This window comes from Marivivens aquimaris (genome assembly GCF_015220045.1).
GTDB lineage: Bacteria > Pseudomonadota > Alphaproteobacteria > Rhodobacterales > Rhodobacteraceae > Marivivens > Marivivens aquimaris.
Genome location: NZ_JADBGB010000001.1, coordinates 1,481,354 through 1,506,109 on the forward strand (window position 1 = coordinate 1,481,354; position 24,756 = coordinate 1,506,109).

Below are 24,756 nucleotides of genomic sequence, written 5' to 3' on the forward strand. Positions count from 1 at the left end.
AAATACCTCCGCCGGAGGCCGCAAGCCCGCAAGGGCGCAGCTACAGCCCCCGCATCCGAGGGGCGCGCCAAGTGGCAGCGGGACCGATCAAGAGCTCATGCAGCGCCCAGACCAGCGCATCGACGCGGTCGGGCGAACCCTGCCCGTCATAGCCCTGCATCGTCATGCGGCACATCTGGTCCTCCAGATCGCCGAGACCCCGCAGGTGCGCCACACGGCCCTGCTCGTAAAGCGCCGCGACAGGTTCGGCGCGGGCGCTTTTGCCTGTGGCGGCACGGACCGCGCGGTAGGAGACCAGCGGGTCGATCTGGCGCACGACCTCTTCGACCAGAGCGCCGCCTTGGTTGACCTCGGCCACCAGACGGTCCGCACCATGACGGTGGTAGGCATCCACGGCGGCCTTGGCCCAGACGTGGGGCAGCGCGCCTTGCACTGTGGCGTCCTCCAGCACGTAGGCTTTCCAGTCGCGGGGCGGGCCGGTCATCGTCACGCCCGCCACGATGATCCCGCAAGCGTCAGAGCGCTTGTGTCCCGTCACGGGCGGGTCCACAGCGACGACGATGCGGTCAAGGACGGGCGCGTGATCCACCCGCGCACCCTCCAGCCCCGCAGAAGTCCAGAGCCCGCCTTCCACGTCCGCCAACAGCACGCCGTCAAGCTCCTGCCGCCCGAGGCGGGTGCCTGCGTAGCGGCGCTCGACTTCCTCAAGGAAACCGGCGGCAAGGTTGGCGCGGTTGGCATGGGTCGGCGCGTGGGTGACGACGGTGCTGGAGCGCTCCAGCAGTTCCTTCAGCACGGACGCATTGCGCGGCGTGGTGGTGACGCAGGCCTTTGGATCGTCGCCCAGACGCAGGCCGAACTGGATCATGTCCCACGTCTCCTGCCCGCGTTTCCACTTGGCGATCTCGTCGGCCCAGACCGCGTCGACCTGCGGGCCGCGCAGGGCTTCGGGATCGAAGGCCGAAAACACCTGCGCCGTCGCGCCATTGGGCCAGACCAGCAGCCTGCGCCCCGCGATCCATTCGGGGCGGTTGTCCGGCGGGCAGCAGGCGATGATGCCGCTGTCGCCAAAAACCATGACCTCGCGGGCTTGGTCGTTGGTCTCGCCGACAATGGCGATGCGCTTGGCGCTGCCGTTTTCCACGACCGCGCGGACCCATTCGGCTCCTGCCCGCGTTTTGCCCGCGCCGCGACCGCCCAAGATGACCCATGTGCGCCAGTCGCCATCGGGAGGGAGTTGATGGTCGAGCGCCCAGAACTCGAACAGAAAAGGCAGAGCGGTCAGCTCTGCCTCCTTGAGTTCGTCCAGAAAGCGCTTCTGTTCAGCTACGCTCGCGGATGCGATCAAGCTTGCGCCCGATTTCATCCCTGATGCGCGCGATATCGGTGATGTCTGCATCTGCTTTCCCGAATTTTTCGTTGAAGTCGTCCTGTCCCTTGCGGATGCGGACGTAGAGATCGAAGAGTGTGGAGATCTGGGCCCCCAGTTTCTTGGGCACCTCTTCGTCTCCGGCATCGATCCTTGCGATCAACTGGCGCACGGACTGCACCGCGCACTCGTAGATCTCGATCATTTCATCCAGCCGCCGTTTGTCGGCGGTCCGGTGATCTTCAGCTTGCGTCATGTTGCCTGCCTCAATGGCTCCGCCAGTTAAGCGGAAACGAAAAAGCGGCCCCGAAGGACCGCTTTCGTTTGCGTCCAGCCTGTCAGTGACAATAGCCGGAGCTTGCATATTTGAGGTTAACGCCCCGTCCGATCAGTTCGCCGCCGCTTCGAGCGCGCGGAAGGCTGCGACGTTGTCGTTGTGGTCCGACAGGTTGGTCGAGAACACGTGGCCGTCGGCGGGGTTCAGCGTTTTGGCGACGAAGAAAATGTAATCCGTCTCGTCCGGCTTCACCGCTGCCATGATCGCATCCATGCCGGGGTTGGCGATGGGGGTCGGCGGCAGACCGTCGATCAGGTAGGTGTTATACGGGGTCTGGCGGTCCAGTTCGCTGCGGCGCAGACCGCGGCCCAGTACGCCTTCGCCGTTCGTCACGCCATAGATGACGGTCGGGTCGGTTTGCAGACGCATTCCCTGACGCAGACGGTTGATAAAGACGCTGGCGACCTGCGGGCGTTCCGAGGCGATGCCGGTTTCCTTTTCAACGATCGACGCCATGATCAGCGCCTCTTCGGGCGTGTCATAGGGCAGATCATCCGCGCGCTGTTCCCATGCGGCAGCGAGGTTGGCGACTTGCTTGTCTTCCATCTGCTGCACGAGGGCGGTCACGCTGTCACCAGGCTGGAACTCGTAGTATTGCGGGGCGAGCGAGCCTTCGGCGGGGATCTCGGTGATCTCGCCTTCCAGCGCGTCGATGCCGTTCAGCGCCTGCACGATGTTGTAGCTGGTGCCGCCTTCGACGACGTTCACAGCGTAACGGGTGTCCGCCTGTTCGCGCACGGCGGTGTATTCGGCAGGCACGTCAGCCGCGCCAATGTCGAACTCTGCCACAGCATCAAACTCGCGGGTTTCGGGGTCCAGCTCGTTCACGCGGACGAAGGCACGGTTCACACCGATCACGTAGACCACTTGGGTGCCACAGGTGCTCTGACCCGTGCCGGTGATCTCTGTGATGATCTGTTCCATCGACGCACCGGCAGGGATGAGAAAGCTACCGGCCTTGAGGTCGGCGTTCTTGTCACCCATGTCGGTGGCGATGTTGAAGATCATGCGCGATGTGATCGCGTCCATGTTCTCCAGCTCCGCCGCGACACGGCGGATACCGGAGTTCGGCGGCACTTCGAGGCACATCGCCTGCGCCAGCGGCCCCGGTTCCTGATAGGCACGCTGGCCCCAGAGAACGACGCCGCCGAGCAGAAACAGCACGACGATGAACAGCGTCAGCGCGTTGGACGCGAGGTTACGCCACATTTAGTCGACTTTCCCGAAGATGACCGAAGCGTTCGTGCCGCCAAAGCCGAAGGAATTCGACAGGGCGACGTCGATCTTGCGCTCGACCTTCTTGTTCGGTGCGAGGTCAACGACGGTTTCGACAGCGGGGTTGTCGAGGTTGATGGTCGGCGGAGCCACCTGATCGCGGATCGCAAGGATCGAGAAGATCGCTTCGATCGCACCGGCGGCGCCCAAAAGGTGACCGGTCATCGACTTGGTCGAGGACATGGTGACGTTCTTTGCGTGATCGCCGAGCATACGCTCTACCGCGCCAAGCTCGATGGTGTCGGCCATGGTCGAGGTGCCGTGGGCGTTGATGTAGTCGACCTTCGACGGCTCCAGACCTGCGTCCTTGAGAGCGGCAGCCATGCAGCGGCCAGCGCCTTCGCCGTCTTCGGACGGAGCGGTGATGTGGTAGGCGTCGCCCGACATGCCGTAGCCGAGGACTTCGGCATAGATCTTCGCACCGCGCGCCTTGGCGTGCTCGTAGTCCTCGAGAACCACGATGCCCGCGCCCTCGCCCATGACAAAGCCGTCGCGGTCCGCGTCATAAGGGCGGCTGGCCTTGGTCGGATCTTCCGCGCCTTTGGTCGAAAGCGCCTTACAAGCGTTGAAGCCCGCGATGCCGATCTTGCAGATCGCAGCTTCCGCGCCGCCGGCAACCATCACGTCAGCCGCGCCGTATTTGATCAGACGGGCCGCGTCGCCGATGGCGTGCGCGCCGGTCGAACAGGCAGTGACGACCGAGTGGTTCGGACCTTTGAACCCGTATTTGATCGACACCTGACCCGAGATCAGGTTGATCAGCGCGCCGGGGATGAAGAACGGCGACACGCGGCGCGGGCCTTTTTCTTCGATCATGACGGCGGTGTCGGCGATGGATTTCAGACCACCGATGCCCGAGCCGATCAGAACGCCGGTGCGTTCCTTGTCTTCGTCGGTTTCCGGCTTCCAACCCGAATCTTCGACAGCCTGCTGGGCTGCGGCGACGCCGAAGAGGATGAAGTCATCCACTTTGCGCTGCTCTTTGGGTTCCATGTACTTGTTGGCATCGAAGGTGCCATCGGTGCCGTCGCCCCGCTTGACTTCACAAGCGTAGGTCGTGGCAAGGCCCTCGGGATCGAACTGGGTAATCGGTCCGGCGCCCGACTGGCCATCAAGGATGCGCGTCCAGCTTTCTTCGACGCCATCGGCCAACGGGGTTACAAGGCCCAATCCGGTTACAACGACACGGCGCATATTATGCCCTCACCTCTGAATTCTGTTGGCTCCTGATAGCGCAATGCGAAGTCGCGGGGCAAGGGCGTGAGCAACATGGTCAAATCTCAAGGCGGCTTTACTCCGCCTTAACTGCTTTGTGGCAATCTAGGGGCGAACTACTGCGGGGACCAGATGAAAGGGCGTTTAATTCTCGCGATTATCCTGTGCATGATTCCCCTCTGGGGGCGTGCGATCGAGGCGTGCCGCACTTCGACCGATCTGCTGCGCCTGTTCGCGGCCCAATCAGCGCTGGCAACGGCGGAGGGTGACGCGTGGGAAGGGGCGCTGGCGACAACGCTCACACATTTGACGCGGTTCGATCCCGACGGGCTGCACGCAACGCTGGCGGGCACGGAACTGGAGGACGCGGCGGACAAACTGGCGCTCGCGCTTGCTGCCGTCGCCGCGACCGTGGCCGCCGATGGCCCCGATAGCATCAAATTGCGCGCCCAGAACCACGACGTGCGCGTGGCCGTGGCCCGTGCCATCGGTGCGCTGGCAATGCTCGACTGTCACGGGGTCGCAATAGATATCCCCGTGGGGCACGAACGGCATTTCATGCTTGAAGCGCTGCGTATCGCCGTCAGCCGCGAAAGCCTGACCGCGATGGGCGTGATTGCCGCGCTGATCGCCATCGCACTCTGGGTCAGGCATCTGATCCGCCGCGATGCGCTAAGCGACCGCTATTTCGTGAATCTGTCGGCCAAGGTGACGATCGGCAATGAAAGCTACGACATGCGGCTACACGACCTGAGCCGCGGGGGCGCGAAAATCGACCGGCCGCCCTGCTCCACCCAGAAACTGACGGGGCCGATGACGCTGGAGTTTGCGGGCATCAAGATCACCGGCCGCGCGGCATGGCAGAACGCTTACGCCTGCGGGCTGCGGTTCGACCGGCTTCTCACGCGGCGCGAGTTGATGAGTGTTCTGCCGCAAGGTGCCAGCAAACCCATCGTCAGGACCAAGGTCGCCACGACCTGACCCCACATTACTGACCCCACAAACAAAAACGGCACCCCGAAGGGTGCCGTTTCCGTATTCATGTAGAGGCCAGAATTACTTGGCTTCCGAGATGAACTTGACTGCGTCGCCGAAGGTCTGGATGGTTTCGGCTGCGTCGTCCGGGATCTCGATGCCGAACTCTTCTTCGAATGCCATTACCAGCTCAACGGTGTCGAGGCTGTCTGCGCCGAGATCGTCGATGAACGAAGCGTTCTCAGTCACTTTTTCTTCTTCAACACCCAGGTGCTCAACAACGATCTTGCGTACACGATCAGCGACGTCGCTCATGTCCTAGTCCTCTTAATTTGGGCTTTTGCCCGTTCTTTTAGCTTGCCCCGTCGGGGCGGTTCAAATGCCCGCGGGGGGGCGCCACCATTGCAGAGGGTGACCCCTCTGCGGCAAATCTCAGTGGGCTATAGCAGAGAATTCCCCAGAGGCAAACGCTTTCAAGCGTGCTCTACTTCTTCGATTTCCAGAGGGTTGCTCAGGATCATCCTGCAAGTCTTGCGGACATATAGTTCTGCTTGCGGCGGAATTGTACCGTGCGGCAGGTATTTTTCCGCGAGCGATGCCGGAAGCTGCAACACAGCCAGTTCGACAGTCTCTGCGATATGATTGATCCGATTAGCAAAATCGCTGATGGCGGATGTCAGAAGATCCCTCGCCTCGGCCACGCGATCCATGATCGACAGGTCAAGACCCGGACGCACGAGATAGCGCTCCGGCACGAGGAATAGCAGCGTTGCTGCGGCTTTGTTCGCGTTGACGAAATTCAACACTTCGAGCGCCGCGCGGGTAGCCGCACGTTCGCCATCTGCCTTCAGCAAAGGCACGATAAGGCGCGAAAAATGCTCCTGCGCCCAAATCCATGCTTCGGCCAGAAGGCCTTCCATGGAACCGTACCGATGGTAGAGCGAACCAACGGATACTCCGGTTCCTTTAGACACTTGTTGAACCGTTACTCCCGGAGCTTGTGCCAAATGCTCCGAAAGCCACACAAAGACCTGCTCGTCGGTAAATCCCGGCTTGCGTCCCATGAGGTCTCCGTAAAGGAAGAATGTTATTTACAGTCTTTCAATTTTTTTATGGAACGCTTGTACAAATAAGGGGCAGCGAAACGCCACCCCCTATTCATAAGAATATCTAACTTACCTAACGTAAGTTAGAGCATAGCCATTCCGCCATTCACGTGAACGGTCGATCCGGTGACGTATCCGGCCTCATTCGACGCCAGATAAAGCACGGCAGCGGCGATTTCTTCGGGCGTGCCCATGCGGGCTGCGGGGATCTGGTCGTTGATCTTGGCTTTCTGGTCGTCGTTCAGCTTGTCGGTCATCGCGGTTGCGATGAAGCCCGGCGCGACGCAGTTCACGGTGATCCCGCGGCTGGCGACCTCATAAGCGATGGACTTCGACATGCCGACCATGCCCGCCTTGGACGCGGCATAGTTTGCCTGACCGGGGTTGCCGGTGGCGCCGACGATCGACGAGATGTTCACGATGCGGCCCCAGCGGGACTTCATCATGCCGCGCACGACGCCTTTGCACAGGCGCATGGTGGAGGTCAGGTTGACCTCCAGAACGCTGGCCCACTCTTCGTCCGACATGCGCATGAAGAGGTTGTCCTTGGTGATGCCCGCGTTGTTCACGAGGATATCGACCGAACCCATGGCGTCAGCGGCGGCTTTGGGCAGCGCGTTGACGGCATCGGCATCCGAGAGGTTACAGGTCAGGACGTGAACGCGGTCGCCCAGTTCGGCAGCCAGCTCGTCCAGCGGGCCTTGACGGGTGCCCGAAATGGTGACGGTCGCGCCGGCGGCGTGCAGCGCCTTTGCGATGGCGCCGCCGATGCCGCCCGAAGCGCCTGTGATAAGGGCGTTTTTGCCGGTCAGATCAAACATGATGATGTCCTTTATATTAGGCGTTCAACGCGTCGCGCGCAGCGACGACGTCTTCCGGCGTGCCGACAGCACGGGTGGTGATTTCTTTGGAGATGCGCTTAATCATGCCCGACAGAGCCTTGCCCGCGCCGATTTCCCACGCTTCGGTGACGCCGTTGTCGGCCATCCACAGCACGCTTTCACGCCAGCGGACCGAGCCGGTGACCTGATCGACGAGAAGGTTGCGGATAAGCTGCGGGTCCGACACCGGAGCGGCGCGGACGTTGGCGATGACGGGAACGACAGGTTCGTTGATGTCCACGTCGTCCAGAGCCTCTGCCATCACGTGGGCGGCGGGCTTCATCAGGGCGCAGTGGAACGGTGCGGAAACCGGCAGCAGCAGCGCGCGCTTGGCGCCTTTGGCTTTGGCGATTTCCAGTGCGCGTTCGACGGCTTCCTTGTGGCCCGACACGACGACCTGCGAAGGGTCATTGTCGTTGGCGGCCTGACAGACCTGCCCTTGCGCGGCCTCTTCGGCAACTGCGCGGGCGTCGTCGAAACCGAGGCCCAGCAGAGCGGCCATAGCGCCGACGCCGACCGGAACGGCCTCTTGCATCGCGGTGCCGCGGATGCGCAGCAGGCGCGCGGTGTCGGCGATGCTCAGTGCACCGGCAGCGGCCAGCGCGGAATACTCGCCCAGCGAGTGGCCTGCGACGTAGTTCGAAGCGGCGATGGTCACGCCTTCGGCCTCGAGCGCTTTCATCGCGGCGAGCGAGGTCGCCATCAGCGCAGGCTGTGCGTTCTTGGTCAGGGTCAGCGTTTCGATGTCGCCTTCCCAGATGAGGCCCGACAGGCTTTCGCCCAGAGCCTCGTCTACTTCTTCGAAGACGGCGCGTGCGGCCGGATAGGCCTCGGCCAGTGCCTTGCCCATTCCAATGGCTTGGGCGCCCTGCCCCGGAAATACGAATGCCCGCATGAGTGCTTTCCTTTGGTCAACTTTCCACTGCCTTAGCGTGTCGGGAGAGTTACCTCAAGAAAGTCGCGCCCAAAAAAGGGGCGCGTCAGGGACGGTTCGACAGAAGATCGTGTCCGATCCGATCGCGCAGAGCTTCCATTTCCCAAAGGCTGCCGCTGGCGATTTCGGTCCCGATCGACGTCTTCTTATAGCGCAGAACGAGCGAAGCATCGCCGTTGGAGCGGCTGCGACGGATGAAAACGCCACCAATATCGGGGAACTGGTAACGCGAGACGACATGCGCCTTGCCCGAACAACGTGTGACGATTTCGCGGACTTCGCGTTTGAAGATGTCGATTTCGACGCTGGCATAGCCCGTGCGGCGCGAATAGCGGCGAAGGCCGACCGTACCGGCAACCATGGCCGTGGAAAGAGCGAGTTTGATGCCGACTGCAGCGCCGTTGAACATCACGCCGGGGATCATCCACGTCGCCAGTGCCGCGATCCCGAACGCGACAGAGAAGAACGTGGCAACGAGCGGCATGACATCGTTGGGCTGACTGTTTGCGCCACGGTGGAGAATATAGCCCCAGCGCATTTCGTCGACGCGGATCGATTGAATTTGATCCGAAAGAGCCGGCATGAAGGGCGGCTCGAAGAAAGCTTGTCTGTGTGTTAATGCATTCATGACATTACCTACGAGTGGATGCTGGTAGAATAACTCTTCCAATGTGGCGAAAACCTGTCACGAGTTGATTCATAGCATGACAATTCAAGGTTGTTTCTACGGCAGGTTGTGCAGGCCAAATCGGGCCGATAATTGCCTTGTAATCCTGAGCATCGCCTGTATAAGGCCGCATCCTTCCGCGCACGGTATGAACTGCGCAGTCTCTCGTGGATGGGAGCGGAAGGTTCGCCCGTCCTATGAAATGCGCCGAACAGAACAGGAGCATACATGCCGCTGTACGAGCATGTCTTCATTTCGCGTCAGGACCTGTCCAACGCGCAAGCCGAAGGTCTCATCGAACATTTTGGCACCGTCCTCTCGGACAACGGCGGTAAGGTCGTTGGTTCGGAGTACTGGGGCGTCAAGACGATGGCCTACAAGATCAACAAAAACCGCAAGGGCCACTATGCCTTCCTGCGCACCGATGCACCGTCGTCGGCCGTTCAGGAAATGGAACGCCTGATGCGCCTGCACGACGACGTTATGCGCGTTCTGACCATCAAGGTCGAAGAGCACGCTGAAGGCCCGTCGGTTCAGATGCAGAAGCGTGACGAACGTGACAACCGTCGCGAACGTCGTTGATCGAGAAAGGACCTAAGTAATGGCTACCAAACCGTTTTTCCGTCGCCGTAAGACCGATCCGTTCGAGGGCGAGAACGCTCCGAAGATCGACTACAAAGACACCCGTCTTCTGCAGCGCTACATCTCTGAGCGCGGCAAGATCGTTCCTGCACGCATCACCGCAGTTAGCGGCAAGAACCAGCGTAAACTGGCCCAGGCCATCAAGCGCGCACGTTTTCTGGCCCTCCTGCCCTACGCTGTGAAGTAAGGAGACAGAACTCATGGACGTTATCCTTCTCGAACGCGTTGCCAAGCTCGGCCAGATGGGCGACATCGTAGCTGTCAAAGACGGCTACGCTCGCAACTTCCTTCTGCCGCAAGGCAAGGCCCTGCGCGCTAACGACGCCAACAAAGCAAAGTTCGACGCCGACAAGGCTCAGCTTGAAGCACGCAACCTCGAAACCAAAAAAGAAGCAGAAGCTCTCGGCGAACGTCTGGACGGCCAGCAGTTCGTTGTGATTCGCTCCGCTTCGGACTCGGGCGCTCTGTACGGCTCCGTCACCACCCGTGACATCGCCGAAACTGCAACCGCAGAGGGTTTCTCGGTCGACAAGAAGCAGGTTGTGCTGAACGGCGCGGTCAAGGACCTCGGTCTGCACACCGTCACCGTCGTGCTGCACCCGGAAGTTTCGGTTTCGATCGAAATCAACGTTGCTCGCTCCAAAGAAGAAGCCGAACTTCAGGCTTCGGGCAAATCGATCCAGGAACTGGCTGCTGAAGAAGAAGCCGCTGCTGAGTCGGAAATCGCTGAGCTGTTCGACGAAGTCGGCGCAGCTGCTGGCGACGAAGACGAAGAGTAATCTTCTCTTCCTGCACAAGTTTGAGGCCGCGGCATTGTCCGCGGCCTTTTTCGTTGCGGCTCCCGTGACGTCAACTGACCGTTTGGTCAAAAAGTATCACCGCCCTGTCACACGATGGGCTTAGCATTCCCCCACCATTCAACTCCGAATGAATTGCAAACAGTGGGGCTCCCATGAAATTCAATCTCTCACGCCGTGGTTTCCTTGCCGGTACTGCCGGCATGATCGCGATGCACCCGTTTTCAGTAAAAGCTGCGACCAATCAGGCGCACCTGCGTATTCTCGAAACCACCGACGTGCACGTTCACGTCTTCCCCTACGACTATTATGCCGACAAACCGTCGGACACCGTCGGTCTGGCCCGCACCGCGTCGATCATCGAAAACATCCGCGCCGAAGCCAGCAACACGTTCCTCGTGGACAACGGCGACTTCCTTCAGGGTAACCCGCTGGGCGACTACATGGCCTATGAAAAGGGCATGAGCGAAGGCGACGTGCACCCCGTGATCGCCGCGATGAACACGCTGGGCTATGAAGCGTCGACGCTGGGCAACCACGAATTCAACTACGGCCTCGATTTCCTGATGAAGTCGGTCGAAACCGCGAACTTTCCCGTGCTGTGCGCGAACGTCGCCACCACCAAGGGCGCGACCCCGACCGAGGACGAGACGCTGGTTGCCCCCTACACCATCGTTGAAAAAGACCTCACCGACGGCGACGGTAACACCTTCCCGATCAAGATCGGCCTCATCGGTTTCGTGCCGCCGCAGATCATGACGTGGGACCGCAAGAACCTCGAAGGCAACGTCGAAGCGCGCGACATCGTGGAAACCGCCAAAGCCTACATCCCGCAGATGAAGGAAGAAGGCGCAGAGATCATCATCGCCCTCGCCCACACCGGCATCGGGTCTGCCGAATGGGAAGAAGGCATGGAAAACGCCGCCATCCCGCTCGCTGCCGTTGACGGTATCGACGCGATCATGACCGGCCACAGCCACCTTGTGTTCCCCGGCCCTGATTATGCCGAGTGGGAAGGCGTGGACGCCGAAAACGGTCTGATTTCGGGCAAGCCGGGCGTCATGGCCGGTTTCTGGGGCAGCCACATGGGTCTCGTCGACCTGCTGCTCGAACGTGACGGCGACAAGTGGGTTGTGGTCGATAGCGACGTCGAAGCCCGCCCGATCTACATGCGCGGCGAAGACCGTTCGATCACCCCGACCGTCGAGAGCGACGCCGAGGTCGAAGCGGCTGCGATGGAAGACCACGAAGCCACGCTGGAATACGTGCGCCGCGCCGTGGGCGAAACCGACGCCCCGCTCTACAGCTATTTCGCGCTGGTTGCCGATGATCCGTCGGTGCAGATCGTGTCGAACGCACAAACGTGGTACATCGAGCAGATGCTGCAAGGCACCGAGCACGCGGATCTGCCGCTGCTGTCCGCTGCTGCACCGTTCAAGGCTGGTGGTCGTGGTGGTCCGGAGTACTTTACCGACGTGCCGACCGGCCCGATCGCGATCAAGAACGTGGCCGACCTCTACCTCTATCCGAACACCATCCGCGCTGTCCGCATCACCGGCGAGCAGGTCAAACTTTGGCTGGAACGTTCGGCAGGCATGTTCAACCAGATCGAACCGGGCGCACAGGATCAGGTTCTGCTGAACCCCGATTTCCCGTCGTACAACTTCGATGTCATCGACGGCGTGACCTACCAGATCGACCTCAGCCAGCCGATGATGTTCGACCGTGACGGCAACGTTATCAACGAAGGCACGAACCGTATCGTGAACCTTCAGTACAACGGCGCACCGATTGATCCGGCTCAGGAATTCATCGTGGCGACCAACAACTATCGCGCTGGCGGCGGTGGTCACTTCCCGGGTGCCGACGGCTCTACGATCATTTTCGAGGGTCCGGATACCAACCGCGATATCATCGTCCGTTACATCGTCGATCAGGGCACCATCAGCCCGAGCGCCGATGCCAACTGGTCGTTCGCGCCGATGGAAGGCACCACGGTTCTGTTCGACACCGGTCCGGCGGCGAAGCAGTACATGGATGACGTCGAGGGCGTGACCATGGAAGAAGCAGGCGAAGGCCCCGAGGGCTTCGCGCGCTTCAAAATCGACCTGTAAAAAAGATCGGGGCGGCCAGATGGCCGCCCCTCTCCGCTAGAATGTCGGGTGCGCTTACTTGCGGAAGGTCTCCATATAGAGAGCCGCATCGCAGTATTCGCCGTCATAGGTGCCGATCCAGATGTCGATCTGGCCGTTCGCGGGACGGGTCAGGACGATCTTGGGATCAAGGTTCCCGTTGTCATCGTCGTCATAGTACCAGTTGCCCGAAGCGGTGTTGATGAGAAGCGCCGCGTCGCATTCCGAGATCACGCTGATCTCCAGCTTGTACGGGCCCATGTCGGACAGGAAGAAGCGGAAGTCGGGAGCTGAGGGGAAGTAGCCCGCGCCCTGATCAGTGCCCGGACGGATGTACTTGCAGTCCCAGATGTAATTGTCGCCACCCGCGATGACGTTGAAACGTCGCTGCTCGTAGAGCTGCCTTCCGCTTGCGTCATACGCTTCGCCAGCGCCAAGTTCGTAGTTCGGGCAAGCGGCGGCAGCGCCTGCAAGACCGGCCCATATGAGTGCGGCAGTCAGAATTTTCTTCATCGTCTGGTCCCTTCGATGTCGTTCGCCCCCAATCCGGCCAGAGCCGGCTTCAATAGGACAAGCTTACCCAAGGGAAATATTATGAGAACCCGTTATATAACGAAAATGGGTCTAGTTTTCCCGACTTTGAACGAAAAAAGGCGCCCGAAGGCGCCTTTTTCCTTAACGTGTTCAGACGATTATTCGTCTTCGAGAGCTTCAACAGCTCTCTGCAGTTCGTCCTTCGAGACTTCCTTTTCGTCGACTTTTGCGACGGTCAGGATGTGGTCGACGACCTTGTCTTCGAAGATCGGAGCCTGAAGCTGCTGGCGGAACTGGGCGTTCTGCTGGACGAATTCGAAGAACTGGCGTTCCTGACCCGGGTACTGACGTGCCTGGTTCATGACAGCTTGGGTCAGTTCGGCGTCGGTGACCTGGATCTCGGCTTTCTGGCCGACCTCAGCGAGCAGGAGGCCTAGCTTCACGCGGCGCTCTGCAAGCGACTTGTGCTCTTCGGTCGGCTCGATGGCGTCGTGGTTGTGACCTTCGACTTCCGGGTGCTCTTCGTGCCACAGCTGGTGTGCGATCTGGTTGGCTTCGGCGTCGACCAGCGACTGCGGCAGGTCGAACGACACAACGCCGTCCAGAGCGTCGAGCAGCGAGCGCTTGACGATGGCGCGCGATGCACCGGTGTATTCGTGCTCCAGACGCTCGGCGATCTGTGCTTTCAGACCAGCGAGGTCTTCTGCGCCGAACTTCTTGGCCAGCTCGTCGTCGACTTCGGCGTCAACCGGCTTCTTCACTTCCTTGACGGTGCAGGTGAAGACAGCGGCTTTACCAGCGAGGTTCTCGGCCTGGTAGTTTTCCGGGAAGGTGACTTCGACGTCGCGCTCTTCTTTGGCTTTTGCGCCGATCAGACCGTCTTCGAAGCCCGGGATGAACGAGCCGGAGCCCAGTACCAGCGGGTAGTCTTCTGCGGTGCCGCCTTCAAAGGCTTCGCCGTCTACTTTACCAACGAAGTCGATGATGACCTGATCGCCGTCGGCAGCTTTGCCGTTGCGCTTCGGTGCGAAGGACTTCGAGGTCGAAGCGAGGTTCTGGAGAGCTTCGTCAACCGAAGCGTCGTCTGCTTTGACGACCAGACGCTCGAGTTCAACTTTCGAGAAGTCGACGTCCGGAATGGTCGGCAGGGTTTCGTAGGAAACCTCTACGACGACGTCGTCGCCTTCTTTCCAGTCTTCGTTGGTCATCTTCATCTGCGGCTGTGCAGCGGGACGATCGCCGGACTGTTCGAGGTGCTCGTTCATGGCGCCGTCGATAGCTTCCTGCATCGACTCACCAAGAAGGCGCTGGCCGAACTGCTTCTTCAGCATAGCCATCGGCACTTTGCCCTTGCGGAAGCCCTTCATTTCGATTTCGGGCTGAGCCTCGGTCAGCTTTTCGTTTACCTTGGCTTCCAGCTCGTCGTTGGTGACGGTGATGGTGTAGCCGCGCTTGAGGCCTTCGTTGAGGGTCTCGGTGACCTGCATCGTTTGCGTCCTTTTACGTCTCGTTCAGGCCGCGCGAAGCGGCCACCTAAATCAGACGCCCTTCTATTGGGGGATACGCCACCATGCAAGGCGAAACACGCGTCATTTACCTGTCTGGGGGAAGGTGGTGCGGGTGGAGGGACTTGAACCCCCACGCCTTGCGGCGCCAGAACCTAAATCTGGTGCGTCTACCAATTTCGCCACACCCGCATCGACGGCGGAGATAGCAAACAGTTTCACCGGACGCCAGAGCGAATTTTGTGCATTCGTGTGCTGCTAAATGCCCGTTCTCATTACGAATGTGCAGAATTGGGCAGAATTCCCCACTTGGGCCGCATTGTTGCCACATTTAGCCCCAATCTGGGACGTGGGCAGACAAGAAGAGCGGAAACCGCCATGTTCAACCAACTTTTAGAGTGTCCGGTGGTCAAGACCGGGGGACAGAACGTGTCCGGAATGTTAACTGGTACTATCGTATTTACGCTCGACGGCGAACTGCCGGTCGAATCCCTTTCGCCTGGCGATCGCGTCATCACCCGCGACTCCGGCATGGCTGTCCTGCGCGAAGTGCGCCGGACCGAAGCCACGTTTTCCCCGATCCGTATCAAGGCAGGCAGCCTTGGCCACACGCGCCCCGAGCGCGACATGGTGCTGCCGAGCGATACGCTGATTCACATCCGCGACTGGCGGGCGGAGGCTCTTTACGGCTCGCCCACGGCGTTGGTGCCCGCGCACAAACTGCTGGACGGCGAGTTCGTGTCCCGCCTGCCCGACCGCACCGAGATGGCGTTCGAGTTGGTGTTCGACGAGCAGCACATCATCTATGCAGACGGCATCGAGCTGGCGACGGCGGATATCTGACGGCCGCGTCTTGCGGCGCGACATCGTTTGTTAAAGCCGCCTTCCGGGCGGCTTTGTTGCCTCCGGCGGAGGTATTTTTGTCAGAATGAAGATCTGGCGCCCAAGCTGCGCAGGACCTGCGGGATTTGATCCGGCAGGTCTTCGGCGATGAGGCCGGGACCGAATGTCAGGGCGGCTTCGGTGTGGAGCCATGCGCCTGTCTCGGCGGCTTGGTGAGGGTGCGCGCCGCGGGCGAGGCATCCTGTGATCAGGCCGGAGAGGACATCACCCGAGCCTGCAGTTGCAAGCCACGGCGCGGCGCGGTCGTATGCGGCGGCGTGGACGGAGGTTTGGCCGTCTGGCGATGCGATGACGGTATCGGCGCCTTTGAGGAGGACGGTGCAGTTTGCTCTGTGAGCGGCCTGTCGGGTGATGTCGATTTTGGAGGCGCCGTTTTTGAGGTCCTCGGCCAGATCGGGGAAGAGCCGAGCGAACTCGCCGCCGTGCGGGGTCAGGACGCATTTTGCGTGGAGCTTGTTCAAGAGGTCTTCGTTTTTTGCGATGAGGGTGAGTGCGTCTGCATCCAGAACGGTGGCGCGGTTTACGTCTAGGACTTTGGCGACGATGGCTTTTTCGCGGTCAGAGGTGCCGAGCGCGGGGCCGAGGCCGATGGCGTTCAGGCGGTCGTCTTTGAGGTAATCGGTGAGCGTGGCCGCGTCGTTGATCACCTCAAGCATGATGGCGTCGAGGTGGGCGGCGTTTTCGGCCAGTGCATCCCCGGGGCAGCCCAAAGTGACGAGCCCTGCCCCGATGCGCAGCGCGGCGCGGGCGGACATGCGGGAGGCGCCGCATTTACCTTTGTTGCCTGACAGGATCAGCGCGTGGCCGTAGCTAAATTTGTGGCCCGCTTTGTCGCTAGGGGCGAATTGGGGCGCTTTGGAGAGGTTGATCGTGGGGGCGTCGACCAGACGGGCTTCGGTTTCGTCGTCTTTCAGGCCGATATCCGCGACGACTGTCGTGCCGCAGTAGAACGGGCCGTCGGCCAGCACATGACCGGGCTTCATGGCGTGGAAGGTGACGGTAAGGTCGGCCCAGAGGACATCACCGCCTTCGGGCACGTGACCAGTGTCGGAATGAAGGCCGCTGGGGATGTCGATCGCGACGATTCTGGGCCGGTTCGGCGCGTCCCGCAGGTCCCATTCCGGCAGGCGGGCACTGAAGCCTTTGTCTTGGTCCAGCGGGCGGGTCAGGCCGATGCCGAAGAGCGCGTCGACGATCAATGTATATTGCCACGGATCGTTGCTGGGCTGATGGACCGGCTTTTGGTGTTCGTCCACAGGGTCGATGAGGAGACCGCCCGTCCAGCCGCTCCACGGGGTGATCGGGCCGCGCTCTGTCCAGCGACCCGCGTTGGTGCGGGCGTCGGGCGGGAGCTTGTCGATATCGCCGAACAAACGCACATCCACGTCCCAGCCGCGATCATGCAGCAGACGGGCGACGACAAAGCCGTCGCCGCCGTTATTTCCCGGACCGCAGAGGATCAAAGCGCGACCGGAAGTGCCTGCCATTTCAGGCCAGCGGCGCAGAATGGCATCCAGTGCGCCCTGCCCCGCGCGCTCCATCAATTCAATGCCTTGGACCGCACCTGATTTCATCGCTCGGGCCTCATTGGCGCGCATTTGGGCAGCGGTCAGCAGGAAAGACATCGGATTAATCAACTTTCGATTCAAAACTGCCCACTCGCGGGGCGTATTGCACATTTTTTAATCACCGCGTATGGATTCCGCGGGTCAGTTCGGGCTGCGTCAGACTACCGGATTGTGCCGACTTCGCAGAAATGATCTGACGCCTAACGAACACCAAGTGGAGGGAGTCGCGTCCATGAAAAAAATTGAGGCGATCATCAAGCCTTTCAAGCTCGACGAGGTCAAGGAAGCTCTTCAGGATGCCGGCATCCAGGGTCTTTCCGTGGTTGAGGTCAAGGGCTTCGGACGTCAGAAGGGCCACACCGAACTCTACCGTGGTGCAGAATACGTCGTCGATTTTCTCCCCAAGGTGAAAATCGAGATCGTCTTGTCGGATGATCAGGTCGATGCTGCTATCGACGCGATCATTGGAGCGGCAAAGACCGACAAGATCGGCGATGGCAAAATCTTTGTCTCCCCGATCGAACAGGCAATCCGTATCCGTACCGGCGAAGCTGGTGATGACGCTCTCTGAGCCCGTTACCGCGTAACCCTACCGAAAAGATTTCAATCCAAGAGGAACTAGGGATGAACAACCAGGAAGTTCTCGCACTTATCAAGGATGAAGGCGTCGAATACGTCGACATCCGTTTCACCGACCCGAAGGGCAAGCTGCAGCACGTCACCGTCGTTGCTGATCTTGTTGACGAAGACTTCCTGGAAGAAGGCTTCATGTTCGATGGTTCGTCCATTGCTGGCTGGAAGTCGATCGACCAGTCGGACATGAAACTGATGCCGGACGTTTCGTCGGTATATATCGACCCGTTCTATGCTGAAAAGACCATCGCAGTTCACTGTGACGTCGTCGAGCCGGACACCGAAGAAGCCTACGACCGCTGCCCGCGTCAGGTTGCCAAGAAAGCCGAAGCATTCCTGAAGTCCTCGGGCGTCGGCGATGCGGCCTATTTCGGTCCGGAAGCTGAATTCTTCCTCTTTGACAACGTTCGCTACTCGGTCACTCCGGCCAAAGTCGGCTACGAGATCGACGCTGAAGCTGCTGCATGGAACACCGATGCAGAAGTCGAAGGCGGCAACCTCGCACACCGCGCTGGCCACAAGGGCGGCTACTTCCCGGTCAACCCGATCGACGAAGCTCAGGACATCCGCGGCGAGATGCTCTCGACCATGAAGCGTATGGGCATCAAGGTTGACAAGCACCACCACGAAGTTGCGACCTGTCAGCACGAACTCGGCATGATCTTCGGTGGTCTGGTCGAGCAGGCCGACAACATCCAGAAGTACAAGTACGTCATCCACAACGTGGCTGCTGCTTACGGCAAGACCGCAACCTTCATGCCGAAGCCGATGGCTGGCGACAACGGTTCGGGCATGCACGTGAACATGTCGATCTGGAAAGAAGGCAAGCCGCTCTTCGCTGGCGACAAGTACGCTGACCTCTCGCAGGAAGCTCTGTACTTCATCGGCGGTATCCTGAAGCACGCCAAGGCTCTGAACGCGCTGACCAACCCGTCGACCAACTCCTACAAGCGTCTGATCCCGGGCTTCGAAGCTCCGGTTCTGCGTGCGTACTCGGCTCGTAACCGTTCGGGTTGTGTCCGTATTCCGTGGACCCAGTCGCCGAAAGCAAAGCGCGTCGAAGCCCGCTTCCCGGATCCGGCTGCAAACCCGTACCTCGCATTCGCTGCTCTGCTCATGGCTGGCATCGACGGCATCAAGAACAAGATCGATCCGGGCGCTGCTTCGGACAAGGACCTTTACGACCTGCCGGCAGAAGAACTGGCGCAGATCCCGACCGTTTGTGGTTCGCTGCGTGAAGCTCTGGAAGCTCTGGAAGCAGATCACGAGTTCCTGCTCGCAGGCGACGTGTTCACCAAGGACCAGCTCGACGGCTACATGGCCCTCAAGTGGGAAGAAGTGTACTCCTACGAGCACACCCCGCACCCGGTCGAGTACCAGATGTACTACTCGGTCTAATCCTCAAGGATTTGACTGGAAAGGGCGCCTTCGGGCGCCCTTTTTGCGTTGTGGATCAGGGTTTTGGTGCCATGCAGGTATGGATCGAAAACACCACGGCGCCGGTCTTAGGCAGCCGCACGAGGGTCTGGCGTTCGCTGCGTTCGAAGTTTGCCTCGTCCACGTAGGGGCGCGGGTCGTTTTCGGTCCGGCGGTGGTGCAGTTCGGGGTCCGCGTAGGTATGCAAGTTGGCCCGCCAGATCGCCCTGCCCGGCTGGATGCCGTCAAAAAGGCGCTGCACCCGCTTGGCGACATTGTCGTCGTAGGGCGGCACAGGGATGTGGATGCCAGTGAGCGGGCGGCCGATTTTCTCGGCCAACGTCCAAGCGGCGGGAAAGCCGAGTATGGCGGCGGTCAGCACGTGTTCGTCGCCGTGTTTTTCCATGAGGCAGAGGTCTTCCTGCACAAGCTGGGCGAGCGTCATGAACGGATCGCTGCGGTCGATCTGCACCACGCGGCCATCGGGGCACATCACGGTATCGGCCACAGTGAAGTCGGGACGGTCTGCGAGGTTGGCAAGGATCGTGTCCAGCAGTTCCTCCACTGCCGGTTCAGCGCCTTCCAGCGTGCGGCAGACGTGGTCGCGCGAGGTCTCCATCAGGTGGACCTTGTAGGCGATCTGCTCGGCGTAGGCGTCGTCCACGACCAGCCAGTTTGCCATGTCGACGGGACGCATCGCGGGGAGCCGCGCGGCGGCGGCTTCGCGTTGGTCGTCGGGGATGCGGGATTGGAGGATCTCTCTTGCCATGACGCGACATTGCGCGATGGCAAAGGCTTTGTCAGCGTCCGAAATGCACCAAAAGGCCGTTGTGATCGGAGCCCAGCGGTTCGCGGATCTGGGCAACGCCGTGCCAGCCTTCGGGGACCATGACGTGATCAATGGCGAGCGGGATGCGATCACCGAACCCGCGGAAAGTCTGCCAGTAGCCGCCCACACGAGTGGACTCGGCGGCTTCGGCCACGCGCTGCACCGATGCGCCCCACGCGACCATGTTGAAATCGCCGCCCAAGACGACCGGTCCGTCGAGCTGACGCAGGCCGTGTTCGATCTTGTTGATCTGGACGTTCTGCGAGAACGGATAGGGCCAGTTGAGGTGGACGGACGCGACCCAAAGCTGCGAGCCGTCTGCCAGCGTGGCTTGCGACACGATGAGCCCCGACCCTGCCGAACAGTCGAGGTCCGATGTCATCAGCGGGAAGCGCGACAAAATCATGATCCCGCCGTTGCCTTGGCTCGCGCAGCTGGCTTGGTACGGATATTTGCCGTTCAGCGCGGCGAGCGCATCGCGGTTGAGGCTGGACACTTCCTGAAGCGTGACGAAATCGGCGCCCGATGCGCGGATATCCCGTACGATCTCGCCCGGCGTCTCGCCGTTCCAGAGCATGTTTTTCTGGTAGAGCGTCAGCGGCCCCGGAATGGCGACGGCACCGCCGGAATTGTCGCGGTAAGTGATGATCGCGGACACGGCGACGGCCAGCAGAACCAGACCTGCCATCTTGCGCTGGCGCTGCATCAGAAGGGCGATGATGACCAGCAAACCAACGGCATAAAGCACGAGGCGGCCCACGGCGAGGCTATCGGCAAGCGGCCAGATACGGCCCAAGTGGGTTGCCCCCAGAACCACCAGACCGGCAACTGCGACCAGCAACGTGAAGATGCGCATAAATGTCTCGCCCCAAAGATGCGTAATATCTGTCACACACCTGCCATAGCGGCAATATGCGCCCGCTGAATTTTACGTGTTGAGAAGGCGGTAGCGGGACATCATCACATAGTCCTTGCGCGGGCCCTGAACAGTCCACTGCGCAGACCATTCCGGCCAATTGGTGAAGTCATATGACACGCGGTAAAGGTCAGCGCCGCACAGGTGGTCGGTGCCTTCGCCCTGCCCGCTTGCGGTGAAGAAATGGAACGGGCGGCCGTCGTCGAAAAGCACCTCGATCCGGTCCCCTGCGGTCTGCCAGATGTAGCGGCGCGTGGCCTCCATTGGCGGGGCGTCTCCGATGCGTAGCTGGCCGGTTTCGCTGTAGAGCAAGCGGTCGCCTTCCGGCGTGAACTCCGCCACGCCCGTCAGCGTCCCCATCCCGCCTGAATGGCGGTCGTCGATCTGGCGCGACAGGCTCCAGCGGCCAGCGAATTTCATCAGGTCGGGTGCGGTCATCTTCGGCCTTCCATTTCGCGCTTGGGTTACCATTCGCAATTCCGAAACGCCACAGGACGCAAGAATGCTGCTTATCTGCGCCTCTGCGGCGTTATTTTGCGGCACATAGCTTGTGACCTGACGTTACCAAGAGTAAGACGCGCGCGACGACGAAACGCTGGAAAAGGCCGCTGCCCATGATCCCTCGCTATTCCCGCCCCGAAATGGTTGCTCTTTGGGAGCCCGCCACCAAATTCAAAATCTGGTACGAGATCGAAGCCCACGCATGTGACGCGCAGGCCGACCTCGGCGTGATCCCGCGTGAAAACGCAGACGCGGTCTGGAAAGCCAAGGACGTCGAATTCGATGTTGCTCGCATCGACGAGATCGAAGCCGTCACCAAGCATGACGTCATCGCGTTCCTCACCCACCTTGCAGAGCACGTCGGTTCGGAAGAAGCCCGTTTCGTTCACCAGGGCATGACCTCCTCGGACGTTCTGGACACCTGCCTGAACGTTCAGCTGGTCCGCGCTTCGGACATCCTGATCAAGGACCTCGAAGGTCTGCTCGCTGCGCTTAAGAAGCGCGCGCTGGAGCACAAGAACACCGTCCGCGTGGGCCGCAGCCACGGCATCCACGCCGAGCCGACCACCATGGGCCTCACCTTCGCGCGTTTCTACGCCGAGATGGACCGCAACCTTGCCCGCCTGAAGCTCGCCCGCGAAGAAATCGCGACCGGCGCGATCTCGGGCGCTGTCGGCACCTTTGCGAACATCGACCCGCGCGTCGAAGAGCACGTCTGTGAAAAGCTGGGCCTCACGCCCGAGCCGATCAGCACGCAGGTGATCCCGCGTGACCGTCACGCCATGTTCTTCGCGACCCTCGGCGTGATCGCCTCGTCGATCGAGAACGTCGCCATCGAAATCCGCCACATGCAGCGCACCGAAGTGCTGGAAGGCGCGGAATTCTTCTCGATGGGCCAGAAGGGCTCGTCGGCGATGCCGCACAAGAAGAACCCCGTTCTGACCGAGAACCTGACCGGCCTCGCCCGCCTCGTTCGTATGTCGGTCATTCCGGCGATGGAAAACGTGGCCCTGTGGCACGAGCGCGATATCTCGCACTCCTCGGTCGAGCGTGCGATCGGCCCCGACGCGACCATCACCCTCGACTTCGCGATTGCCCGTCTGACCGGCGTGATCGACAAGATGCTCGTCTTCCCGCAGAACATGCTCGACAACATGAACAAGTTCCCGGGTCTGGTGATGTCGCAGCGCGTTCTGCTGGCTCTGACGCAGGCTGGCGTATCGCGTGAAGACGCTTACTCGATGGTTCAGCGTAACGCGTTGAAGGTCTGGGAAGAGCGTGTGGACTTCCGTGAGCAACTGCTCGCAGATGCAGACGTTGTCGCCGCTCTGGGCGAAGACGGCATCAACGAAAAGTTCGACATGGACTATCACACCAAGCACGTCGACACTATCTTCAAGCGTGTATTCGGCGAATAAGCTGACGGGCGCGCCTTCGGGCGCGTCATCCCATTTTCAGGAGGTATGAGTATGGCAAAGGTCTTTATCGACGGCGAAGCCGGCACCACCGGCCTTCAAATTCGCGAACGCCTGGAAACCCGTGACGACATCACGCTGGTTTCGGTCGATCACGAGCGCCGCAAGGACCCTGCTGCACGCGCCGAGGCATTTGCCGAAGCCGACGTTGCCATCCTCTGCCTGCCTGACGATGCCGCTATCGAGGCTGTGAAGCTCGCTGGCGACACCCGTATCATCGACGCATCGACTGCGCACCGCGTGGCCGAGGGCTGGATCTACGGCATGGCCGAGCTGCCCAACCAGCGCGCCGCGATCCAGCATGCCGACCGTGTGGCCAACGTGGGCTGCTATGCGACCGGCTCGATTGCCCTGCTGCGTCCGCTGCGTGACGCTGGCCTGCTGGCCTCTGACGCTTCGGTCGTGCTGACGGGCGTGTCCGGCTACACCGGCGGCGGCAAGGCTCTGATCGGTGAATTCGACAACGGCACTGCGGGTGATTTCTTCCTCTATGCCTCGAACCAGGGCCACAAACACGTGCCGGAAATCATGCGCTACGGTCGCCTCGACCGTCAGCCCGCATTCCAGCCGTCGGTGGGCAACTTCGCCCAAGGCATGATCGTGCAGCTTCATCTGCACACCGACCAGATCGCCAATGCGACCGTGGGTCAGATCAACGAGGCTATGGCCGCCTTCTATGAAGGTCAGAAGTTCATCAACGTCGTTCCGGCAGAGGCGCGCACCCAAGCGACCAAGCTGAACAACACCAACTACATGGACGTGTCGGTTCACGGCAATGACGAGGCGGGCATCATCACGCTGACCGCGACGCTCGATAACCTTGGGAAAGGTGCTTCGGGGGCTGCCGTCCAGAACCTCAATCTGATGATCGGCGCCGCCGAGGACGCTGGCCTCTAAGGCTTACAGAATTCCGTAAGTCGCGGCCTTGGCCGCTGCCTGCGCGCTCGTCTGGGCGCGCAGTTTTGTTTTGGCGTTCTTCAGACGCTGCTTCACCGCGCCTTCGGTCACGCCCAGTTCGTGCGCGATCTGCTTCAGGCGCATCCCGTCTTTAATCATGCGAAGTGCTTCAAGCTCTGCCGCCGTGAGGTTTTCGGGCGGCGCGCTCCAGTCGTGGAGGAGCGTGATGATCTCGTACATCCGCTCGACCTCGGTATCGGTGTGCTCGCGGTCGGTGCGGGCACCGTAGACGAACGATTTCGGCGCATCGTTCACCGCCGCAACGGTCCCGAATTTCAACCCGAATTCCGACGCGCGCTCAAAGATCGTACGATCGCCGGTATCGAGTTCTTTCCAGCGGATCGCGCCGTGATTGGTGTAGGCCCAACGCACCGCAGGATCGCGCAGCAGATAGCCATGAGAACTGTAGTGATCCACCCACGGTTCTGGCAGCGAATTCATTTCCTTCTGGGGAAATGCAAAACCCAAGCGAAGCGCGACGTAGTATCCCGCAGGAGCCAATTGCTCCAATTCGTCTACAAGGTCGTCGGTATTCATGGTGTTTTGCAGCACGAGAACCGCTTTCCGCCTTTGTTCTGTTTTGACGTTTGGATACGCACACTATAGTTGAATTAACAGCTTAATGCTTTTCTTAGCATCGACCGCAACTAATGGGCGAGTGAAAAATTAACTATGTCTCGCAAGCAGGCAATCAACAGCCGACTCCAAAGAGCCGCGGCAGTTGCCAACGCAGGGTTTTCGGTCGGCACGCAGATCACGCTGTCCACCGCCTATCTGTTCGTTTCATACCCCAAGGCCTGGGCTGACAAGTACAACACCGACAACTACGTCATGCGTGACCCGACGGTCATCTGGTCCTTCACCAACGAGGGTACGCTGCGATGGTCCGAGATCCCAGACGACGGAAATCACGCCATTTTTGAAGGCGCGGCGTCGCACGGTCTGAAATACGGCTGCGTGTGTTCGGTCGCCAATGGCCGTGCTCGCTCTATCGGTGGATACGCGCGCAGCGACCGCGAATTCACAGAAAGCGAGATGGCGGAACTGCTGGAAATCACGCAGGACCTGCACGATCTGACCTCCGTCGATCCCAAAGCGCATCCCGCCGAGGTCGCCGAGATCAAACAACTCATGGCAGAGTACCAAGGTCGCTGAATTCCGCCGACCGCTAACTCTTCGTTCAGGATTG

The 24,756-nt window shown here is 60.6% G+C and carries 27 protein-coding genes and 1 tRNA gene; 11 read left to right on the plus strand and 17 right to left on the minus strand.

Annotated features, from left to right (window positions below; genetic code table 11):
- Positions 1–40 precede the first annotated feature (40 nt).
- The 4 genes from IF204_RS07345 to fabF all read right to left on the minus strand — a co-directional run bounded on the left by IF204_RS07345 (position 41) and on the right by fabF (position 4,175).
- The gene (locus tag IF204_RS07345; protein WP_194098170.1) at positions 41–1,366 is read right to left on the minus strand and encodes a DNA-packaging protein; all 1,326 of its coding nucleotides are present in this window, start codon (positions 1,364–1,366) and stop codon (positions 41–43) included.
- Positions 1,323–1,625, minus strand: coding sequence for a hypothetical protein (locus IF204_RS07350; RefSeq protein ID WP_194095848.1), 303 nt, complete (start codon positions 1,623–1,625; stop codon positions 1,323–1,325). The genes IF204_RS07345 and IF204_RS07350 overlap by 44 nt, the downstream gene beginning before the upstream one ends.
- A gap of 132 nt (positions 1,626–1,757) precedes the next feature.
- A complete protein-coding gene (gene mltG, locus IF204_RS07355) occupies positions 1,758–2,915 on the minus strand; it encodes an endolytic transglycosylase MltG (RefSeq protein WP_194095849.1) in 1,158 nt (385 codons plus the stop codon).
- Positions 2,916–4,175, minus strand: coding sequence for a beta-ketoacyl-ACP synthase II (gene fabF, locus IF204_RS07360; RefSeq protein ID WP_194095851.1), 1,260 nt, complete (start codon positions 4,173–4,175; stop codon positions 2,916–2,918). It abuts the gene before it with no gap.
- Positions 4,176–4,328: 153 nt separating this feature from the next.
- Here fabF and IF204_RS07365 point away from each other — a divergent pair, with 153 nt between their 5' ends.
- The gene (locus IF204_RS07365; RefSeq protein ID WP_194095854.1) at positions 4,329–5,177 is read left to right on the plus strand and encodes a PilZ domain-containing protein; all 849 of its coding nucleotides are present in this window, start codon (positions 4,329–4,331) and stop codon (positions 5,175–5,177) included.
- A gap of 75 nt (positions 5,178–5,252) precedes the next feature.
- On the opposite strand, the gene IF204_RS07370 is transcribed toward IF204_RS07365, so the two are convergent.
- From IF204_RS07370 to IF204_RS07390, 5 genes are all read right to left on the minus strand, one after another.
- Positions 5,253–5,486, minus strand: coding sequence for an acyl carrier protein (locus tag IF204_RS07370; RefSeq protein ID WP_167638032.1), 234 nt, complete (start codon positions 5,484–5,486; stop codon positions 5,253–5,255).
- Positions 5,487–5,644: 158 nt separating this feature from the next.
- On the minus strand, positions 5,645–6,235 hold the full coding sequence (locus IF204_RS07375; protein ID WP_194095856.1) for a TetR/AcrR family transcriptional regulator: 591 nt from the start codon (positions 6,233–6,235) through the stop codon (positions 5,645–5,647).
- Positions 6,236–6,360: 125 nt separating this feature from the next.
- Positions 6,361–7,098 (minus strand): 3-oxoacyl-[acyl-carrier-protein] reductase, encoded by a 738-nt coding sequence (fabG, locus tag IF204_RS07380; RefSeq protein WP_194095858.1) that lies wholly within the window; start codon positions 7,096–7,098, stop codon positions 6,361–6,363.
- Between the two features lie 16 nt (positions 7,099–7,114).
- Positions 7,115–8,053, minus strand: a complete 939-nt coding sequence (gene fabD, locus IF204_RS07385; protein WP_194095860.1) for an ACP S-malonyltransferase — start codon at positions 8,051–8,053, stop codon at positions 7,115–7,117.
- 85 nt (positions 8,054–8,138) lie between these two features.
- Positions 8,139–8,675: a hypothetical protein gene (locus tag IF204_RS07390; protein ID WP_194095862.1), complete on the minus strand. Its 537-nt coding sequence runs from the start codon at positions 8,673–8,675 to the stop codon at positions 8,139–8,141.
- A gap of 312 nt (positions 8,676–8,987) precedes the next feature.
- On the opposite strand from IF204_RS07390, the gene rpsF reads away from it, so the two are divergent.
- The 4 genes from rpsF (at position 8,988) to IF204_RS07410 (ending at position 12,312) form a co-directional block, all read left to right on the plus strand.
- On the plus strand, positions 8,988–9,341 hold the full coding sequence (gene rpsF, locus IF204_RS07395) for a 30S ribosomal protein S6 (RefSeq protein WP_194095864.1): 354 nt from the start codon (positions 8,988–8,990) through the stop codon (positions 9,339–9,341).
- Between the two features lie 19 nt (positions 9,342–9,360).
- Positions 9,361–9,588, plus strand: a complete 228-nt coding sequence (gene rpsR / locus IF204_RS07400; protein ID WP_167638026.1) for a 30S ribosomal protein S18 — start codon at positions 9,361–9,363, stop codon at positions 9,586–9,588.
- A 13-nt stretch (positions 9,589–9,601) separates the two neighbouring features.
- A complete protein-coding gene (gene rplI, locus IF204_RS07405) occupies positions 9,602–10,180 on the plus strand; it encodes a 50S ribosomal protein L9 (protein ID WP_194095865.1) in 579 nt (192 codons plus the stop codon).
- A 173-nt stretch (positions 10,181–10,353) separates the two neighbouring features.
- A complete protein-coding gene (locus IF204_RS07410) occupies positions 10,354–12,312 on the plus strand; it encodes a bifunctional 2',3'-cyclic-nucleotide 2'-phosphodiesterase/3'-nucleotidase (RefSeq protein WP_194095867.1) in 1,959 nt (652 codons plus the stop codon).
- A 54-nt stretch (positions 12,313–12,366) separates the two neighbouring features.
- Here the strand turns inward: IF204_RS07410 and IF204_RS07415 are convergent, their stop codons facing one another.
- The 3 genes from IF204_RS07415 to IF204_RS07425 form a co-directional block, all read right to left on the minus strand.
- On the minus strand, positions 12,367–12,843 hold the full coding sequence (locus tag IF204_RS07415; RefSeq protein WP_194095869.1) for a hypothetical protein: 477 nt from the start codon (positions 12,841–12,843) through the stop codon (positions 12,367–12,369).
- A 179-nt stretch (positions 12,844–13,022) separates the two neighbouring features.
- The gene (gene tig / locus IF204_RS07420; RefSeq protein WP_194095871.1) at positions 13,023–14,351 is read right to left on the minus strand and encodes a trigger factor; all 1,329 of its coding nucleotides are present in this window, start codon (positions 14,349–14,351) and stop codon (positions 13,023–13,025) included.
- A gap of 125 nt (positions 14,352–14,476) precedes the next feature.
- A tRNA-Leu gene (locus IF204_RS07425) sits at positions 14,477–14,561 on the minus strand.
- A 246-nt stretch (positions 14,562–14,807) separates the two neighbouring features.
- Here IF204_RS07425 and IF204_RS07430 point away from each other — a divergent pair.
- Positions 14,808–15,212, plus strand: a complete 405-nt coding sequence (locus tag IF204_RS07430; protein WP_228069114.1) for a Hint domain-containing protein — start codon at positions 14,808–14,810, stop codon at positions 15,210–15,212.
- Positions 15,213–15,292: 80 nt separating this feature from the next.
- Here the strand turns inward: IF204_RS07430 and IF204_RS07435 are convergent, their stop codons facing one another.
- Positions 15,293–16,897 (minus strand): NAD(P)H-hydrate dehydratase, encoded by a 1,605-nt coding sequence (locus tag IF204_RS07435; RefSeq protein WP_194095875.1) that lies wholly within the window; start codon positions 16,895–16,897, stop codon positions 15,293–15,295.
- 175 nt (positions 16,898–17,072) lie between these two features.
- On the opposite strand from IF204_RS07435, the gene IF204_RS07440 reads away from it, so the two are divergent.
- Together IF204_RS07440 and glnA are read left to right on the plus strand one after the other, a co-directional pair.
- Positions 17,073–17,411 (plus strand): P-II family nitrogen regulator, encoded by a 339-nt coding sequence (locus IF204_RS07440; RefSeq protein WP_167638019.1) that lies wholly within the window; start codon positions 17,073–17,075, stop codon positions 17,409–17,411.
- Positions 17,412–17,464: 53 nt separating this feature from the next.
- Positions 17,465–18,871 carry a type I glutamate--ammonia ligase gene (gene glnA, locus IF204_RS07445; protein WP_194095877.1) on the plus strand — a complete coding sequence of 469 codons (1,407 nt, stop codon included), beginning with the start codon at positions 17,465–17,467 and terminating at the stop codon, positions 18,869–18,871.
- Between the two features lie 55 nt (positions 18,872–18,926).
- Here glnA and IF204_RS07450 read toward each other — a convergent pair whose 3' ends face one another.
- The 3 genes from IF204_RS07450 to IF204_RS07460 all read right to left on the minus strand — a co-directional run bounded on the left by IF204_RS07450 (position 18,927) and on the right by IF204_RS07460 (position 21,072).
- Positions 18,927–19,658, minus strand: a complete 732-nt coding sequence (locus IF204_RS07450) for a heme-dependent oxidative N-demethylase family protein (RefSeq protein ID WP_194095878.1) — start codon at positions 19,656–19,658, stop codon at positions 18,927–18,929.
- Positions 19,659–19,689: 31 nt separating this feature from the next.
- Positions 19,690–20,574, minus strand: coding sequence for an endonuclease/exonuclease/phosphatase family protein (locus IF204_RS07455; RefSeq protein WP_194095880.1), 885 nt, complete (start codon positions 20,572–20,574; stop codon positions 19,690–19,692).
- 72 nt (positions 20,575–20,646) lie between these two features.
- Positions 20,647–21,072 (minus strand): DUF6314 family protein, encoded by a 426-nt coding sequence (locus tag IF204_RS07460; RefSeq protein WP_194095881.1) that lies wholly within the window; start codon positions 21,070–21,072, stop codon positions 20,647–20,649.
- A gap of 176 nt (positions 21,073–21,248) precedes the next feature.
- Between IF204_RS07460 and purB the strand changes: the two genes are divergently transcribed.
- Together purB and argC are read left to right on the plus strand one after the other, a co-directional pair.
- Entirely contained in the window at positions 21,249–22,553 is a 1,305-nt protein-coding gene (purB, locus tag IF204_RS07465) for an adenylosuccinate lyase (protein WP_194095882.1), read from the plus strand.
- 51 nt (positions 22,554–22,604) lie between these two features.
- On the plus strand, positions 22,605–23,507 hold the full coding sequence (argC, locus tag IF204_RS07470) for an N-acetyl-gamma-glutamyl-phosphate reductase (protein ID WP_194095883.1): 903 nt from the start codon (positions 22,605–22,607) through the stop codon (positions 23,505–23,507).
- A gap of 3 nt (positions 23,508–23,510) precedes the next feature.
- Here argC and IF204_RS07475 read toward each other — a convergent pair whose 3' ends face one another.
- Positions 23,511–24,104, minus strand: a complete 594-nt coding sequence (locus IF204_RS07475) for a helix-turn-helix transcriptional regulator (RefSeq protein WP_194095884.1) — start codon at positions 24,102–24,104, stop codon at positions 23,511–23,513.
- A 135-nt stretch (positions 24,105–24,239) separates the two neighbouring features.
- Between IF204_RS07475 and IF204_RS07480 the strand changes: the two genes are divergently transcribed.
- Positions 24,240–24,722: an autoinducer binding domain-containing protein gene (locus IF204_RS07480; RefSeq protein ID WP_194095885.1), complete on the plus strand. Its 483-nt coding sequence runs from the start codon at positions 24,240–24,242 to the stop codon at positions 24,720–24,722.
- Positions 24,723–24,756 lie beyond the last annotated feature (34 nt).